This is a genomic window from Rhizobium sp. AN73, from assembly GCF_030757975.1.
GTDB classification, from domain to species: Bacteria; Pseudomonadota; Alphaproteobacteria; order Rhizobiales; family Rhizobiaceae; genus Agrobacterium; species Agrobacterium arsenijevicii.
Window position 1 is genome coordinate 620,693 of the sequence record NZ_JARWME010000001.1, and the last position, 16,808, is coordinate 637,500.

Here is a 16,808-nt window from a genome sequence, read left to right on the forward strand (position 1 = left end):
CCTTATTCAGGAGGAATTCTCCGCCATTTTTCACGGCTCCGGAATACATCAATTGGCAGCATGCCTTGAAGGCTGGCTGGCGAATAAGTCACCCTTTCGGTTACCGAGCTCACCCGCTTTAAGCGCATTTTTTGCGGGTTCTCATCGAGTAGACATCTCATCCTACGACTTATGGATGACGTTTTCGCGCCGGATGCAGTATCGTCAGTCACCCCTGATCCATAGTATTTTTCCAGTTAATAAAAGAATTTTCTAGAATTCACTCAAAGACACAGCGATGAAATCAGGGGGCGCCAGATGAATAATGAGGCAGTCTTTTCTGCAAGACTCAGCGCGACGCATCATGTTGGGCTTTGCCGTCTCTGCAGTGCGCCATTGGTGCATACGTTTGTCGATCTGGGAATGTCCCCGCCCTGCGAAAGCTTCGTTGCAGCTGACGCAGCCAACGACGTTGAGCCATTCTACCCGCTCCATGCGTTCGTTTGCGACGACTGCTTCCTCGTCCAGCTACAGGAATACGTCGCGCCTGAGAACATTTTCACGGAATACGCGTATTTCTCATCATTTTCAGACAGTTGGGTTGCTCACGCAAAGCGATATTGCGACATGGTCATCGAGCGCTTCGCGCTTGGCGAAGCGAGTTTCGTTGTCGAGCTTGCCAGCAACGACGGCTACCTGTTGCAGCATTTCCTGAACAGTAACATTCCGATGCTCGGCATTGAACCGGCGGTCAACGTCGCAAAGGTGGCGATCGGGAAAGGTATCCCGACACTGACCGAATTTTTCAACGAAGCTTTGGCGACCGATATGGCGGCCGAGGGACAAAAGGCTGATCTCATCATCGGCAACAATGTTCTCGCCCAAGTGCCCGATATCAACGATTTCGTTGCCGGCATGAAAGTCCTGCTCAAGCCTGAAGGCGTGATCACGCTCGAATTCCCGCATATCGCAAGGCTTATCGAGGAAAACCAATTTGACACCATCTATCACGAGCACTTTTCCTACTTCTCCCTGCTGACCATAGAAAAAATGGCCCGCCGTCATGGGCTCAAGGTTTTCGATGTCGAGGAAATCCCCACGCATGGCGGTTCACTGCGCGTCTATTTCTCGCACGAGGACAGCGGTTTTTCGCGGCAAGCCAGCGTGGATACCCTCCTCGCGCGGGAGCTCAGCGCTCAGCTCGACAAGATCGAGACCTACACCGCATTTGCCGAATCCGTGCGCCGAACCAAGCGAAACCTGTTGTCGTTCCTCATCCGTCTCAAGGAAATGCGCAAATCGATCTGCGCCTATGGCGCGCCGGGAAAAGGCAATACGCTGCTGAATTATTGCGGCATCGGCACCGACTTCATCGATTTTGCCGTCGATCGCAATCCTTACAAACATGGTCGCCTCACGCCGGGAATGCATATCCCGATCCGGCCCGTCAGCGAAATCCAGCACATGAAGCCGGACTACGTTCTCATTCTACCCTGGAACCTGAAGAGTGAAATCGTTGCGCAAATGAAAGACATCCAAAATTGGGGTGGAAAATTCATCGTTCCAATTCCCAACATATCCATCATTGATCCGAAGGAGCTGGCGCAATGAAGGTCGTCTTGTTCTGCGGCGGCAGGGGTACACGCATCAGGGAATATTCCGAAAGCGTCCCAAAACCGCTGATCCCGCTCGGTTCTCAACCGATCATGCGGCATGTCATGCAATATTACGCCCGCTTCGGACATGAGGACTTCATCCTCTGCCTCGGCTACAAGGCGCACGTCATAAAAGAATTCTTCCTGAACAGTCGGCCGGAAAGCTATGCCGATTGCGTCATATCAAGCCCCGGACGCGTGGAGTTGCTCGAGGAACTGCCGAGGGATTGGCGTGTATCCCTGATCGACACGGGGATATGGCGCAATATAGGCGAGCGTCTCTGGGCGGTACGCCATCATCTCAAAGGCGAGAAGATGTTCCTCGCCAATTACAGCGACGGCCTGACCGACGTCGATCTAGACGACATGATTGCCAAATTCGAAAAGAGCGACAAGCTCGCCTGCTTTCTGGCTGTCAGGCCACCCCTCACCTACCATCTGGCAGAGATCGACGAGAGCGGAAGGGTCCGGGAATTTCGATCGTCGGAAACATCCGATATGTGGATCAACGGCGGCTACTTCCTGATGCGACCGGAAATTTTCGACTACATGCGCGAGGGTGAAGAACTCGTGCTGGAACCGTTTGCCAGGTTGATTTCAGAAGACAAATTGATGGCCTACAAACATGAGGGCTTCTGGCGCTCGATGGATACCTTGCGCGACTGGCAGACGTTGGAGGCGATGGTCGAGCGTGGTGACATGCCATGGATAGGAGACGACGAATCCATGGCATGCAAATCGTCAAAGCCGAAGCTACGGCCATGAAGAACATGTCCCTCGCCTCGCCCGGTGATCGTCTGTCGATCCTTTGTCTTGGAGCTCATTCCGACGATATTGAGATCGGCGTCGGAGGCACGATCCTCAGCCTGCTTTCAAAAGGCGTATTGCTTGATGTCTATTGGTGCGTCCTCAGCGCCGGCAACGAGCGCGCTCTGGAAGCGCGCAGTTCTGCCGAAGCTTTTCTGGCAAAGGCAGCATCCTACTCGATCGAGCTTGGATCGTTTCAGGACAGCTACTTTCCCACTCAGAGCCGCGAGATCAAGTCATGGCTTCTGATATTGCGCGACAAAATCAATCCCGACATCATATTCACGCATAGCCGCGAGGACGCACACCAGGATCATCGCGAAATCAACAAGCTCACATCCAACGTCTTTCGAAATCACCTGATCATGGAATACGAAATCCCCAAGTGGGACGGCGATTTCGGCAGGCGAAATGCCTATGTGCCGTTGAGCGAAGACGCGATCAACATGAAGGTCGAACTTCTCCTGCAGCACTTTGGAACACAAAGATCCAAGGACTGGTTCGACGCGGAAACCTTTCGTGGCCTGGCGCGGCTGCGGGGAATGGAATGCCGGGCGCCCACACGTTTTGCAGAAGCCTTTACCGTCAGAAAGCTGATGTTCGCCTGAAAGGCGCAAGCCCATGGACGGTACGAAATCGGCACGTTTTTCGGAAGTTCAGAAAAGAAGCCAAGTAGAGTACAGGGGGCATCTTCGTCATGATACACAACTATATCTCCGAGAACCCATCCGCGGGCGCACCTCCGCATCCGCAGGCCGCAACAAGCGCAGCCAGCTACATCGGCATCATAGACCGTCGCATGCTGGAGCGGGAATGCCTCGCGCATAGTCTCAACTATCAATATGCGGACAGGCGCATTCTGACCTTCTCCGATCTCGGCGAATGGCAACAGGCACGCGCAGAAATCGGCATGCCTGCCGCGGTTCTGGTCAGTGTCGGACATGGTCCACTGCCAGAGACAAACCACGAGCTCGCAGAGATTGTCGCTGCGGTGTCGCCGGCCGCCGTCGTCGTGCTCTCAGACGATCAGGATATCAATACTATCCTCGATACGATCGCTCTTGGCGTGCGCGGTTATATATCGAGTTCTGTCAGTGTCGATGTCTGCGTTCAGGCGATAAGTCTCGCAATCGCTGGTGGTCGTTTCATACCGGCAAGCAGCGTCATGAACATGAAAAGTCTTTTCGGCCTGACTGCGCACGCGTCCAGACCGCCGATGAAATTTACAAGCCGTCAATCGGCTATCGCTGAGGCCCTGCGTTGCGGCAAGGCTAACAAGGATATCGCTCTGGAGCTGAACCTCTGCGAAAGCACTATCAAGGTGCATATCCGTAACATCATGAAGAAGCTTGGAGCGACCAACCGCACAGAAGTTGCCTGCAAGATCGGCGACATGGCTTACGAGCGCTAAGCACCCGTTCACCGGTCGCCACCGAACGCCCCGCTTACAGCAGGAACCGCCATGATCCAGTCGTCATCATCTCCGAGTGAACAGGAAGGTATCTCCCGCTTCATAGCCATCCTGCGGGAGCGCCGCAAAGCAGTCTTCCTTTGCTTTCTCGCCAGTTTCGCAATCGCGGCAATCGGCTATGCGCGAAGCCCGATCCGATACAAGGCCGAGGCAATCCTTGCTCTGGATGTCCGCAAACTTCAGGCCCTGCCCACCGAATCCGTGGTCTCACCGCTGCCTCAGGAAAGCCCGGTGCTTCGAACGGAACTCGATATCATCGGCTCGAGGTCCATGGCCGAACGGGTTCTTGTCATCCTGCAGAAAGAGCGCGTGCTCGATGCGCGGCAGCCCAAATCCGAGCTGCCCAACACCAACCCGGCCGTCCTTCGAATTGACGCCGAGACAGCGAAACTGATCGACAACCTCATGACCAACGTTCGTGTGATGAATGATGGTCGCTCGTATACGATTTACATTTCTTATTATGCCGGCGATCCGGCGCTTGCCGCGAAAGTCGCCAACGCTTTCGGGGAAGCCTACATCGACTATCAGATCGACCTGCAGACGACGGCGACCCGGCGTGTGAGCACCTGGCTGGGTGAGCGCCTCGTCAGTCTGCGGACCGAGCTTGAGGAGTCCGAACGACAGGCATCGCAATTTCGCGAAAAATCCGGATTGATTGACACTGGGGGCATCCCCTTGCAGTCGCAGCGTCTTTCAAGTCTGAATGTCGAGTTAACAACGCTACAGGCCAAGCTGGCGGGGTCAAAGGCGCGGTTGGCGACAGCGCTCGAACTGCAGAAAAGCGGCGATGGGCTGGCAATAACCGAAGTTCTGTCCTCACCAACGATCCAGCTTCTAAGGGCCGAGCAGGCACGAGTCATTCGTGCCATTGCCCAGATCGATGAAAGCGGCGCTACAATGAGTCCGGAGCGTCCGCAATTATCCTCCCAGCTTAGTTCACTCAACAAGCAGGTCGATTCAGAGATATCGCAGATCATCGCTGCCTTGCGCAACGAGATCGAGGTCAACGAAACACAACGGCAGGAAGTCCAGGCGAGCCTCGATGATGCGCAACGCGCCATTTCCACGACGAACATGGCGATGGTTCAGTCCGCGCAACTTGACCGGGAAGCGGCGGCGAACCGCTCGATCTACGAGACGTACCTGGCACGCTACAAGCAGACTATTGAACAGGACGGCATCGCAACCGCCGAAGCGCGGATCATATCGAGCGCAATGCCGTCCCGTAAACCGACCAGCCCTGACGAGAGCCTGTGGGGCTTGCTTGCGCTCCTTCTCGGTTGCGGCACCGGTTTGGCAACGGCTTTTATCCTGAATTTTACCGACCGGTCCGTTGGCTCCATCTCGTCTCTTCAGCAGAAAACCGGGCTTAACGTCATCGGACGCATCCCGCGCATTTCCTTCGGGGAGTTCCAGAACAAGCCCGGCAAATTCAGCAGCGGCGCGGCAGATTTCTACAGCGCGTTTGCCGACCTGCAGACCCACATACAGTTGGCCGAGAGCAAGGCCAAAGTGATCGCCTTCACCTCTTCGACCGATCGAGAGGGCAAGACGTTCGTGATTGCCAACCTTGCCAGATCTCTTGCTATGAGCGGGGTAAAGCTGCTGCTGATCGACGCCAATCTGCGAAACCCGGCTCTCGGGCCGGAATTCGATGTGGGTACGACATCGCATGTCGCCTACGCGGTCAGCCGTGAGGTAGCTCTTGATGACGTCGTCCAACGCGATGAAGCCTCCGGCGTCGACATCATCGTCGCCGAGAAAGGCGACTTGCCGCCAAATCTTGTTCTTGGAAACAAGCGCTTCGCGGGCCTGATTGCTGAGGCGAGACAGCGATACGAACTGGTGTTGATCGATGCCCCATCAGTTGCCTATGACCTCGATCTGTTGCGGATCGCCACCCTGTCGGACGCCGTGGCCTTCGTCGTCCGGCAGGACGTCGCCGATGGTGCCAGCATGAAGAACGCCGTCATCAAGCTGCGGGTCGCCGGGCGGCCGATCACAGGCATCGTTCTCAACGGAATACGGCGTCAGAGAAAGCATCAAACCCCGATCTGGCCAAGGATTTTCCGGGATTGGAATCATAATTTCAAGCTGCGGAAACGGGCAACCAATCTGCTTCCCCCGGTTGCAGCCCAAAGCAAGAGGTGACACATGCGCTTCGTGACAAAGTCCAAAGGCTTTTCCCCACTGATCGCGGGTAGTGTCCTTCTGTCTTTGGCCATTTGCCCGACTTATGCTGCTGCAGAAGGCAGCAACTACAAGGTCGTTACCGGTGATGTGTTGACGATCTCCGTATATGGCGATCCAGGACTGACCGGCCTGTTTCCTGTCAGTGCAGATGGAACGATCGGTTATCCGCTTCTCGGCAACGTCAACGTGGTCGATCAGACGGTGGACGAGATCGGTGCGCGGATCAGCCGTGATCTGGCAACCCACGTCGCAAACCGCTCCGTTGCGGTTGCGGTCAAGGAATACGCTCCGATCTTCGTTGTCGGCGACGTCCAGAAGCCGGGGAAATATGAATACCGTCCGGGGATGATCGTGCTTGAACTCTTCGCGCTCGGCGGGGGATTGCGGGAATCCAATGCACAGAGGGATACCTCCGGCATACAGCTGATCGCTGCACAGCAGGAGTACGAAGACATGTCGATGCAACTCCTGTCGCAGGATATCCGGCGTGTACGGCTGGAAGCGGAACTGAATGATACCGGGTTCGAATACAAGGGAGACGAAATCGGGCTGGTCCGGGATCGCGCCGCGTTGGAGAAGATCGTCTCATCTGAAACAAGTCTGTTTCGCCTTCGCCTGTCGGCGCAGCAGGACGAAAAGACCAATCTCGAAGTCCAGCGACAGAACTTCATCCAGGAAATCGACACGCTTGAGAAAAGCAACGTCATGCGCAGCCAGCAACTTGAGTTGCTCGACATGGACGTCAACGCGTCGAAAGAACTTGTCACGCGCGGTGCAGCCTCTGAATCTGCCCTGAGAGAGCGCAAGCGCGAATTGCTATCCATGAACCAGCAAGTGCTCGAATCGACATCGTTCCTGGCGCGAGCACAACAGAACAAGAGCGAGGTGGAGCGACGTATTCTGGAGCTGAAGAGCAAAAGGCACAATGACGCAGCGACCGAATTGCGGGAGACCTCCCTGGACATCATGCGCCTCAAGAAAAAGATGACCTTCAGCCTTCAATCCATGGCGGAGATCGGCTCGACGGCGCGGCGGGTTTCCAGCCTCGAGGACATGATCGAAACCAAGTTCTTCATCGTGCGTCAGGTTGCAGGCACATATCGCGAAACGGCTGCGGACGAGCATACGCAAGTCCAGGCGGGGGACGTCGTCCGCGTCCGCCTGTCGGTATCCGGCAGAGACCCGCTTTCCGCAGCAGTCGTCACAGGCAGCGTCAACTAGAGCATTTCCAGTAAAAGTGCGTAGCGGTTTTACGTCCGGAAAATGCTTAAAAACAAAGGCATGGAATACGTCCGTCGATTCCGTTTAAACCGGACGCGCTCTAGCGACGAGCGCCGACGACGACCTTCGCGACTCGTTGCATGCGCGAGGATAACAGCCTTCAGGAGGCGAAGATGGGATCGGCTTTCGTTCCGGTCGGCTATCATATGGTCCGGCAGCGCGCCGTCATCATCGTGAACGGCGAGAGAGGGTTGCAACCCATCCATGTGACGCAAGATGCCCTGAACGACATTCAGTCTCCGCCGCAATGCGATGCGCAACGTCTGGCGCAATTCGCTGACGTGTTTGCAACGATAGCGGCATCTAAAATCGAGAAGGGGATGTTTGCATTCGATGGCCGTATCTGGATCACGGCGACCGATGTCCGGGCCTGGCTCGGCGTGACGACGAAAACCGGACCGGCCAAGTGAATTTCTCAAGCTCCAGCGCTTATGCAGTTTATTGCGGTTACGCACAGCGCGTAAATTTCGCAGGTAGCAAATGGATGGAGCCCCTACCGCTTATAGCCAGATTGAACCGAGGCGATGAAAAGGGTTTTCTAAAATTGCCCGCCGCCCCCTGATACTTGGCGGGCCCCCGGTTACCGGGGTTACCCGGTCGCGGGTGGGCTCGTTCGTTCAACCGGGCGAGCCTATTTGCGTTCTGCCCGCAACCATTACCCCCAATTACGCCCTTGGAGGTAGATTGCCCGAATTTTCCGGAGATTTGGCCCCAGCTCAATAGGTGCTGGCCTTCATTCGACGAATTGAAGGACGAGTTAACGATCAGGCCCCCTGTTGCCCTTTGCAAATCCGCTCCATGTCGAACCGACATTTGCCCAGCTGTTCTGCGGATGCATCGTCACGAAGCCCGAACTTTCGACGGGGCCCGGCGTTCCTCGGGTGAAATGATTGTCGTAGAGCACCGTATTGATCCGCCTTGAGCGTTCGGGCGGTCCAGCCTTGAAGCTGCCGTCGTGCGTCCACATGAGTTTGTAGGCATCAACGAAGCCATAGCGGACGTTGGTGAAGGTATTTCCGTCGAAGACAGTGCCGTTATAGTCGGCGCCAAGATGGTCCCAGGTTTCATATTCGACGCCGATATAGGCGATATTGGTGAAACTATTCCCGCGATAAACATTTCCCAGACCTCCCCAGATGCCGGCAACGCCGGAATCCGCGAATGTCGTGCCGACATAGAGGCCGCTGTTGCTGCGGCTCACGCTGTTGTTGGAGTATTGTAGGAAATACGGGCTAAGTCCCCGTGTCGAGTCCAGCGCGATCGTCATCATGCCATGTCGCATCTGAGAGATACGGTTGCTGTCGACCACCACGTCGTAGACGTTACCATAAAGCAGAACGCCGGTGGAATCGGAATCATGGTCGGCATAGTTCGCCCTGCCCTCAAAAGTGTTATCGTATATCACTGCCCTCGACGCGGTCGCTGCCAGGGCAAAACGGCTCGTTCGATCGGGAACGACATTCCAGACTTGCTCAAGCAGAACGGCAGAACCGTCAGTCGACACGATATGACGGTGCTGCCCGGCACCTCGCCCGCCAACGATGACAAGATCGCGCCCGCCCGGCACGGCATCCTCCCAATCCGACAGGGACTTGAAGGTAACCGAGTTCAACGAAGCGTCGACGAAATCGTTTTTAAGCTTGCTCCCGACGATCTCGAAGCAGATTTGTTCGCCCTTGTTACAATCGACCTTGGTGCAGTCGTGGGGAGCGGCGTTTCGCGAGATGTTTTTCGCAAAATAGAGGTTTCGCATGCTCCCGAAATGCGCTTGAGCGACAAAGAAACGCCCGATGCCATGACCGTCGTCGCGGTTTTCATCCGCGTTTGTAAGCTCATTGCCGGTCATGGCGAAATCACGCCCACCCCATAGGGCGACAACGGATTCGCCGTAACCCGTCATCCGGAACCGGTTATTGGACAAAAACACCTGCCGGCTCGCGCCGTAGAAGGATCCGTTCTCGATCAGCTCGGAAGCATTAACGAAAAACCCTTCCGTGTCCTGCGCATCAAACGCCGGCGCGCCCCAGGCGTCGATGCGTACGGAATCCAGACGTATGTTTTTGGCATCTCGCAATCCAAGAAGAGGTTTACCGGCAGTGTTGCGATTGGCATTGAGGGTCAGATTCCGGAACCGGGTGTTGTCGCCGTTAACGACAACCATGCTCTGATCAATCCTCCGGTTCAGCCTGATTTCTGTTTTGTTCATACCGTCGCCGAACCAGGATACATTGGCGGGCGCAATCAGAGGCCTTGTCACAAGATAAATGCCGGCAGGAAAATGCAATGTCGATGGGGCAGTTGTAGCCGCAGCGTCGATCGCGCGCAAAATCGCTGCGGTGTCGTCGGTCATGCCATCGCCCTTTGCGCCAAACTGCCCGGCGTTGAGGAGCCTTTTATCCTGCGCCGCCCATGGCGATTGCGACAGGACGTCAAGTCTGAGCGGACCGCTCCAGCCGAAACGACCACCATGGGTATTGTGCACCCACACTTCATAGTCACCCGGCGGCAGAGCTGGCACCTCGAAATCGACCTTGAAGGGATTGACGGAGATTGACGGAACGTACCAGCCGGCGGCGGCGACCGGCTTGATGTAGAGATAGGATTGGCTGGTCCCATTGGATCGCGACAGGTTGCGTCCATATACGGAGACGATCGCCCCCGGGGCTGCAGAATCGGGTCCGATCCACCAGCTTTCCGTGCGATTGATCGTAAAGCTTCGCCCTTGAACATCGCCCCGCACAGGCCTGATCAGGTACGTGGACCATGACGGAAGCGTATCTGGCAGCAGCAGCGTCGCCGCTGTCGCATCAGCCGTCAGCGGTACCATCAGCGTCACCACGCCGCCCGCAGCACCAGCGACTTGCGAAAAGACTTCGAAACCCGTGCGTCCGTCGAGATCGACACCGGTCATCGAGACAACCTCGCCCGCGCCCGCCGTTCTCGAAATCTCCGCGATCGCCGGCCCATTGCGGCCGACCTCCGTCCACGGTGGATTGAAGACGTCCGCATCATCCGGCAATCGTGGTTCTGGAACAGGTATCGGGAAACCGAACTGCCGTGGATCAGGTTGGCTGCCTTGCTCTTGCCCGCCGTTCACCGCTCGCTGCCCTGTAAAGCAGAAACCTGGTATTGCAAGCACGAGGACGGCGAGCACAATCCATGAAGCACGGGAATTTGACGATCTCATCTTGCGCAATCTCCGCAGACGAACACAGGTTTGTTTCAATTCCATCGGGTGGAACCTGCGTCAGCCCGCGAGCGAACTCGTCTTTGATCCAGGATTACGCCTATCGGCCCTTCTGAGCGTGTTCTTGAGGGCTTATTGTGCGGCTTGCCGTAGCTGATCCGATCGCAGCGGCTTCGGTTGTCGCCACCACTCATACAAATCCTGAATTCCGTGTCTGAGCTCGACCGTCGATGTCCAGCCAAGCTTTTTTAGCCGCGAGCAGTCAAGCAGCTTTCTGGGGGCCCCATCCGGCTTGCTTGTGTCAAAAATGATCTGCCCATCGTAGCCGACGACACCTGCAATCAGATGGGCGAGATTGCGGATGGATATCTCACGTCCCGAGCCGATATTGATCAGCGGGAAATACACCGGTGATTTCATCAGGAAACAACAGGCGTCCGCCAGATCGTCCACGTGGAGAAATTCACGCAGAGGACTGCCCGAGCCCCATAGAACAACCCTGTTCTGACCGCTGATTTTCGCCTCATGCATTCTTCTGATCATCGCGGGAATGACGTGCGAGCTTTGTGGATCGAAATTGTCGTTCAGCCCGTAAATATTGGTCGGCATTACGGAGACGCAATTTAAACCGTGCTGACTGGCATAGAACTGGGAAAGCTTGAGCGTCGCGATCTTCGCAATCGCGTAGGCTTCGTTGGTAGGCTCCAGCGGACCGGTCAAAAGGGCATTTTCCGTGATCGGCTGTGCTGCGAATTTCGGATAGATGCAGCTCGACCCCATCCAGAGAAGTTTTTCGACACCGATGTCGGCAGCCGATTTCATGATATTCATCGAAATGAGGGTGTTGGTGTAAAGAAAGTCCGCCGGATATGCTGCATTTGCTGCGATGCCTCCAACCTTGGCGGCAGCAACAAAAATGACCTCCGGTCTTGCAGCCTTCATCCATTGCTCCGTCTCGTACTGTCGGGTCAGATCAAGCTCGCTGCGAGAGACTTTGAGGATTTCGCAATTCTCGCCCTCCAAACGTCGCACAAGTGCCGAGCCGACCATTCCGGTATGGCCTGCAACCCACACGCGCTTACCACGCAAGCTGAACGGGACTTCTTTCGATTTATGCGACGAATTCATTTCTTCCCTCTTCCAACATCACGAGGCGAAGATCCGCTTCGACCATTTCCTGGACAAGCTCGCAGAAGGAAGTCGAGTGGCTCCAGTTGAGTTTCCTGCGCGCCTTGCTGGGGTCGCCGAGAAGAAAATCCACCTCCGCCGGACGAAAATACCTGGGATCGATTTCGATGATCGTATTTCCGGTTTTGGCATCGTATCCCACTTCGTCATGGCCATCGCCGTGCCACTCGATGGTCTTGCCAACCACGCCGAAAGCAAGCTGGACGAATTCCCTCACCGTATGTGCCTCGCCGGTAGCAAGCACATAGTCCTCCGGTATCTCCTGCTGCACGATCCGCCACATGCCGTCGACATAGTCGCGCGCATGCCCCCAGTCTCTCTTTGCGTCGAGATTGCCAAGACGCAGCTTGCTCATGAGACCGCGTTCGATGGCCGCGACGCCGCGCGTGATTTTCCGCGTGACGAATGTCTCCCCGCGAATGGGGCTCTCATGGTTGAAGAGAATGCCGTTGGATGCGTGAAAGCCGTAACTTTCCCGGTAATTGACAGTCATCCAGTATGCGTAGAGTTTTGCCGCAGCATAGGGGCTTCTCGGATAGAACGGTGTGCCCTCGTGCTGAGCGACAGTCCCCATCCCCCCGAATAGCTCTGATGTCGATGCCTGATAAAACCGGCAGCGATCGCCAAGGTTCAGGATACGCATGGCTTCCAGCAGCCGCAGCGTGCCAAGCGCATCAGCATTTGCCGTATATTCCGGTGTCTCGAAGCTCACCTGGACATGGCTCTGGGCGCCGAGATTGTAGATCTCGTCGGGCTGGACCTCCTGAATGACCCGGCACAGGTTCGTGGCGTCCGTCAGGTCACCGAAATGCAAACGAAAGCGAACGTTTTCCGCGAACGGATCTTGATAAAGATGGTCGATCCGGCCGGTATTGAATGAGGAAGACCGCCTTTTCAGGCCGTGCACCATATATCCCTTGGCAAGCAGCAGTTCGCTGAGATAAGCGCCATCCTGCCCGGTGACGCCGATAATCAAGGCTTTCTTGTCTACCATCCACCACATCTCCAGCGGTTACGGCCCCGGATGACGCCTCTTAAAAAGGTATAACGAGACCCTGCGCGTCGGCAGCATACCAAAAGGGAGAGGACGGCCAGTCAGAACTGCCCGTTTCACTGTCCAGCCCTTCGATATCTGCCTTTATGAGGAGGCGGGGTGAGCATCCCAACTTCCGACTTAAGCCTTTTGGTCGAGTTGCAGGTCGCGCAAGCCGTGCCAGACTCCGGAAATACAACGCCGGGTCGCGCACGATCTTTGCGACAACGGGGAGAGTGAGACGACGTCATTTGCTCTTTATGGAGACGAATTGGATGGGCACGTTCGCGACGACTTACGAGAAAATGCAGAACTACAACTGGCTGACCCGTTTTCTGCATGCGGGCCGCTATCGAAAGCTGCTTGAGGTCTTGGAAACATTGCAGAAGGACGTCGGCAATCGGAAGGTCCGGATATTGGATATCGGCTGCGGCCCTGGAAGTGCGGTCGGACATATTCTGGAGAGATTCGACGTTGATTACATCGGTATCGACTACGACCCGATCTTCATTGAGGCCGCGCGCAACCGTTACAGCAAATACGAAAACTGCCGTTTCATCGTCGGCGACGCCAGCGATGAAAAGCTCTACGAAACGATCGAGGCCGACATCGTCATCGCACTTGAAACGCTCGAACATATCCATCTCAACCGCACCGTTCGCGTCATCGAGCATGTCTGCTCAATTGTTCGCCCGAGGATTTTCTTGATCACCGTGCCGGTCGAAGTCGGGCCAGCCGTATGGATCAAGAACTGGGGTTCGGCCCTCATGGGCTACAATCGGCAGTCCGGCAACCTGAAAGAGACCTTTTGGGCAGGGTTATATCGGCTGGACCGGGTGCCCGCGCACCATACGTCACACCAGGGTTTCGACTGGCGGTGTCTGGCGCAGCTTGTCCGCGTCAACGCACCCTTGCGCGAAATCCGCAGCCTGCCGTTTTCTTTCGTTCCACGCATGCTCAGTCCCAACGTCGCGCTGATCGCCGAGCCTGTAAAATCCACGATTGATCTGGCAAACGATGACCCCGATGCATGGAAGATCAACCATGGCCAAGCAGCGTGGAACCGCGCGCATCGTATCGACAATGCCGAAGCAACCGATGCTGCGCGCCACGCCAAGTCCCCGGCAACATGGTCAATGCGCCTCAAAGGACTGCTGGGAATGGCCGTTGCCACGATGCCATTTGCCTGGCATCGCTGGTCTTACATTTCCATTTCGCCAGGCGAACGGCATTCCTCACATTTCCTGCTGACGATCGACGAACACTTGCTGCAGCCTCATCAACCCATTGAAGGGGACATGATCGTAATTGCAGGGCAAGCCATTGTTCAACACATTTCCGAAGCCTGTTGTCTTCTGATCTAGGGTCAGGACTTGTCAGCCAGACGATGACAGTTGCTGCCAGAGCGAGGGCATTCGCCTCCTTGCCTAGGGGCCTGATGGAGACGTTCGATTAATTGAGACGATGAGCTATTGAGTTCTCTACGCTCGGGCGGGTCGATGAGCTCAGCCACCGCCGTCTGTTGGAGCCCAACAGGAATATACCGCTAGCAAACATCTGCGGTCTCCTGGCCCCCAAAACGGCAAAAGCCCTCCACTGATGGAGGGCTTTTGTTTTATCTGATCGTGATTTTGGTTGCGGGGGCAGGATTTGAACCTGCGGCCTTCAGGTTATGAGCCTGACGAGCTACCGGGCTGCTCCACCCCGCGTTACCAGCGTAAATCCCTATGGGATTTATCGCGACTGCATCACAGGGAAGCTGTGATGCATACTGCCGGAGCAAATTGCCGAAGGCGATTTGTCTCCTGTAAGGGACGCACGGGGCGTTTTCCTTATGTTTTCATGTTCCGCAATGCAAAAAGGCCGCTTATGGCGGCCCTTTGTATCGGCTGGGCCGAGGTATGTGAATGAGAAGATTTATTGTTGCGTTTTGCAGACCTGGCAGCGACCTACTCTCCCGCGTCTTGAGACGAAGTACCATTGGCGCTGGGGCGTTTCACGGCCGTGTTCGGAAAGGGAACGGGTGCAGCCGCCCCGCGATAACCACCAGGTCGGCAAAACGCAACGATTTCCATTTATGAGATGGAAACAGTTTTCGAGAAGCTGGGAAGCTTGCGCTTCATTTAATTTAACACGTCTTTCTGCGACCGATCCGTATTCCACCTTTGCTCAAGGATGAGCGTGGCAGCCATACAGACCAGAGGTCGTCGCGCCCTGTGGCGCGGCCCGTCCGGAGCGCTATGCGCGTCAGGACAGAACAGATGATGTTCATCATCGATGAACATATTCAATGGGAACGAAGAAGTCGATCGAGCTATTAGTAACGGTAAGCTTCACATGTTGCCATGCTTCCACACCCGTCCTATCAACGTGGTCGTCTTCCACGGCTCTGATAGGGAACACTCGTTTTCAGGTTGGTTTCCCGCTTAGATGCCTTCAGCGGTTATCCATTCCGTATATAGCTACTCTGCTATGCCCTTGGCAGGACAACAGATCCACCAGAGATACGTCCATCCCGGTCCTCTCGTACTAGGGACAGATCCTGTCAATATTCCTACACCCACGGCAGATAGGGACCGAACTGTCTCACGACGTTCTGAACCCAACTCACGTACCGCTTTAAATGGCGAACAGCCATACCCTTGGGACCTGCTCCAGCCCCAGGATGCGATGAGTCGACATCGAGGTGCCAAACAACCCCGTCGATATGGACTCTTGGGGGTCATCAGCCTGTTATCCCCGGCGTACCTTTTATCCGTTGAGCGATGGCCCTTCCACACGGGACCACCGGATCACTATGACCGACTTTCGTCTCTGCTCGACTTGTCAGTCTCGCAGTCAGGCGGGCTTATGCCATTGCACTCGACGACCGATTTCCGACCGGTCTGAGCCCACCATCGCGCGCCTCCGTTACTCTTTCGGAGGCGACCGCCCCAGTCAAACTACCCACCATACACTGTCCCGGATCCGGATAACGGACCGCGGTTAGACATCCACGAAGATAAGGGTGGTATTTCAAGGATGGCTCCACACGAACTGGCGTCCATGCTTCAAAGCCTACCACCTATCCTACACATGCCTTGGCGAATGCCAGTGTAAAGCTATAGTAAAGGTGCACGGGGTCTTTCCGTCTGACCGCAGGAACCCCGCATCTTCACGGGGAATTCAATTTCACTGAGTCTATGTTGGAGACAGCGGGGAAGTCGTTACGCCATTCGTGCAGGTCGGAACTTACCCGACAAGGAATTTCGCTACCTTAGGACCGTTATAGTTACGGCCGCCGTTTACTGGGGCTTCAGTTCAGAGCTTGCACCCCTCCCTTTAACCTTCCAGCACCGGGCAGGCGTCAGACCCTATACGTCGTATTGCTACTTCGCAGAGCCCTGTGTTTTTGATAAACAGTCGCTACCCCCTGGTCTGTGCCACCCCATCATACTTGCGTAAAATGGGGTCACGCTTCTTCCGAAGTTACGCGTGCAATTTGCCGAGTTCCTTCAACATAGTTCTCTCAAGCGCCTTGGTATACTCTACCTGACCACCTGTGTCGGTTTCGGGTACGGTCTATACGGTGGAGCTATTTCCTGGAACCTCTTCGCCGCACATTCAATCCAGTAAGAATGTACAACACACGAGATCCGTCACTACCACCAGGCCCACGAATATTAACGTGGTTCCCATCGACTACGCGTGTCCGCCTCGTCTTAGGGGCCGGCTAACCCTGCTCAGATTAACTTTAAGCAGGAACCCTTGGTCTTTCGGCGAGGGAGTCTCTCACTCCCTTTATCGTTACTCATGTCAACATTCGCACTTCCGATATCTCCAGGGCCCCTCACAGGTACCCCTTCACAGACTTACGGAACGCTCCGCTACCACATGCCTTACGGCATATCCTCAGCTTCGGTGCATGGCTTTAGCCCCGTTACATTTTCGGCGCAAAGACCCTTATTTAGACCAGTGAGCTGTTACGCTTTCTTTAAATGATGGCTGCTTCTAAGCCAACATCCTGGTTGT

11 protein-coding genes, 1 tRNA gene and 2 rRNA genes (1 of these 14 cut by a window edge) are annotated in these 16,808 nt (G+C 55.6%); 8 read left to right on the forward strand and 6 right to left on the reverse strand.

From position 1 onward, the window contains the following. Positions 1–297: 297 nt before the first annotated feature. From RBH10_RS02675 to RBH10_RS02705, 7 genes are all read left to right on the forward strand, one after another. Complete coding sequence (locus RBH10_RS02675) at positions 298–1,590, forward strand: class I SAM-dependent methyltransferase (RefSeq protein WP_281038404.1); 1,293 nt, start codon at positions 298–300, stop codon at positions 1,588–1,590. After that, the gene (locus RBH10_RS02680; RefSeq protein ID WP_281038403.1) at positions 1,587–2,399 is read left to right on the forward strand and encodes a glucose-1-phosphate cytidylyltransferase; all 813 of its coding nucleotides are present in this window, start codon (positions 1,587–1,589) and stop codon (positions 2,397–2,399) included. Before RBH10_RS02675 ends, RBH10_RS02680 begins: the two co-directional genes overlap by 4 nt. After that, complete coding sequence (locus RBH10_RS02685; RefSeq protein WP_045019758.1) at positions 2,396–3,049, forward strand: PIG-L deacetylase family protein; 654 nt, start codon at positions 2,396–2,398, stop codon at positions 3,047–3,049. The genes RBH10_RS02680 and RBH10_RS02685 overlap by 4 nt, the downstream gene beginning before the upstream one ends. Before the next feature lie 89 nt (positions 3,050–3,138). Beyond that, complete coding sequence (locus RBH10_RS02690; RefSeq protein ID WP_045019698.1) at positions 3,139–3,852, forward strand: response regulator transcription factor; 714 nt, start codon at positions 3,139–3,141, stop codon at positions 3,850–3,852. Between the two features lie 51 nt (positions 3,853–3,903). After that, positions 3,904–6,066 carry a polysaccharide biosynthesis tyrosine autokinase gene (locus tag RBH10_RS02695; RefSeq protein WP_281038402.1) on the forward strand — a complete coding sequence of 721 codons (2,163 nt, stop codon included), beginning with the start codon at positions 3,904–3,906 and terminating at the stop codon, positions 6,064–6,066. A gap of 3 nt (positions 6,067–6,069) precedes the next feature. Further along, on the forward strand, positions 6,070–7,329 hold the full coding sequence (locus tag RBH10_RS02700; RefSeq protein ID WP_281038401.1) for a polysaccharide biosynthesis/export family protein: 1,260 nt from the start codon (positions 6,070–6,072) through the stop codon (positions 7,327–7,329). Positions 7,330–7,469: 140 nt separating this feature from the next. Then, a complete protein-coding gene (locus RBH10_RS02705) occupies positions 7,470–7,799 on the forward strand; it encodes a hypothetical protein (RefSeq protein WP_281038400.1) in 330 nt (109 codons plus the stop codon). Positions 7,800–8,146: 347 nt separating this feature from the next. Here RBH10_RS02705 and RBH10_RS02710 read toward each other — a convergent pair whose 3' ends face one another. From RBH10_RS02710 to gmd, 3 genes are all read right to left on the reverse strand, one after another. Beyond that, the gene (locus RBH10_RS02710; protein WP_281038399.1) at positions 8,147–10,621 is read right to left on the reverse strand and encodes a glycoside hydrolase family 28 protein; all 2,475 of its coding nucleotides are present in this window, start codon (positions 10,619–10,621) and stop codon (positions 8,147–8,149) included. Positions 10,622–10,708: 87 nt separating this feature from the next. Beyond that, positions 10,709–11,704 (reverse strand): GDP-L-fucose synthase, encoded by a 996-nt coding sequence (locus tag RBH10_RS02715; protein ID WP_281038398.1) that lies wholly within the window; start codon positions 11,702–11,704, stop codon positions 10,709–10,711. Further along, positions 11,688–12,758, reverse strand: coding sequence for a GDP-mannose 4,6-dehydratase (gene gmd, locus RBH10_RS02720; protein WP_281038397.1), 1,071 nt, complete (start codon positions 12,756–12,758; stop codon positions 11,688–11,690). Before gmd ends, RBH10_RS02715 begins: the two co-directional genes overlap by 17 nt. A gap of 314 nt (positions 12,759–13,072) precedes the next feature. On the opposite strand from gmd, the gene RBH10_RS02725 reads away from it, so the two are divergent. Continuing rightward, positions 13,073–14,161: a class I SAM-dependent methyltransferase gene (locus tag RBH10_RS02725; RefSeq protein WP_281038396.1), complete on the forward strand. Its 1,089-nt coding sequence runs from the start codon at positions 13,073–13,075 to the stop codon at positions 14,159–14,161. A 268-nt stretch (positions 14,162–14,429) separates the two neighbouring features. Here the strand turns inward: RBH10_RS02725 and RBH10_RS02730 are convergent. From RBH10_RS02730 to RBH10_RS02740, 3 genes are all read right to left on the reverse strand, one after another. Continuing rightward, a tRNA-Met gene (locus tag RBH10_RS02730) sits at positions 14,430–14,506 on the reverse strand. A gap of 227 nt (positions 14,507–14,733) precedes the next feature. Beyond that, a 5S ribosomal RNA gene (gene rrf / locus RBH10_RS02735) occupies positions 14,734–14,848 on the reverse strand. 245 nt (positions 14,849–15,093) lie between these two features. Then, a 23S ribosomal RNA gene (locus RBH10_RS02740) occupies positions 15,094–16,808 on the reverse strand; it runs 1,083 nt beyond the window's last position.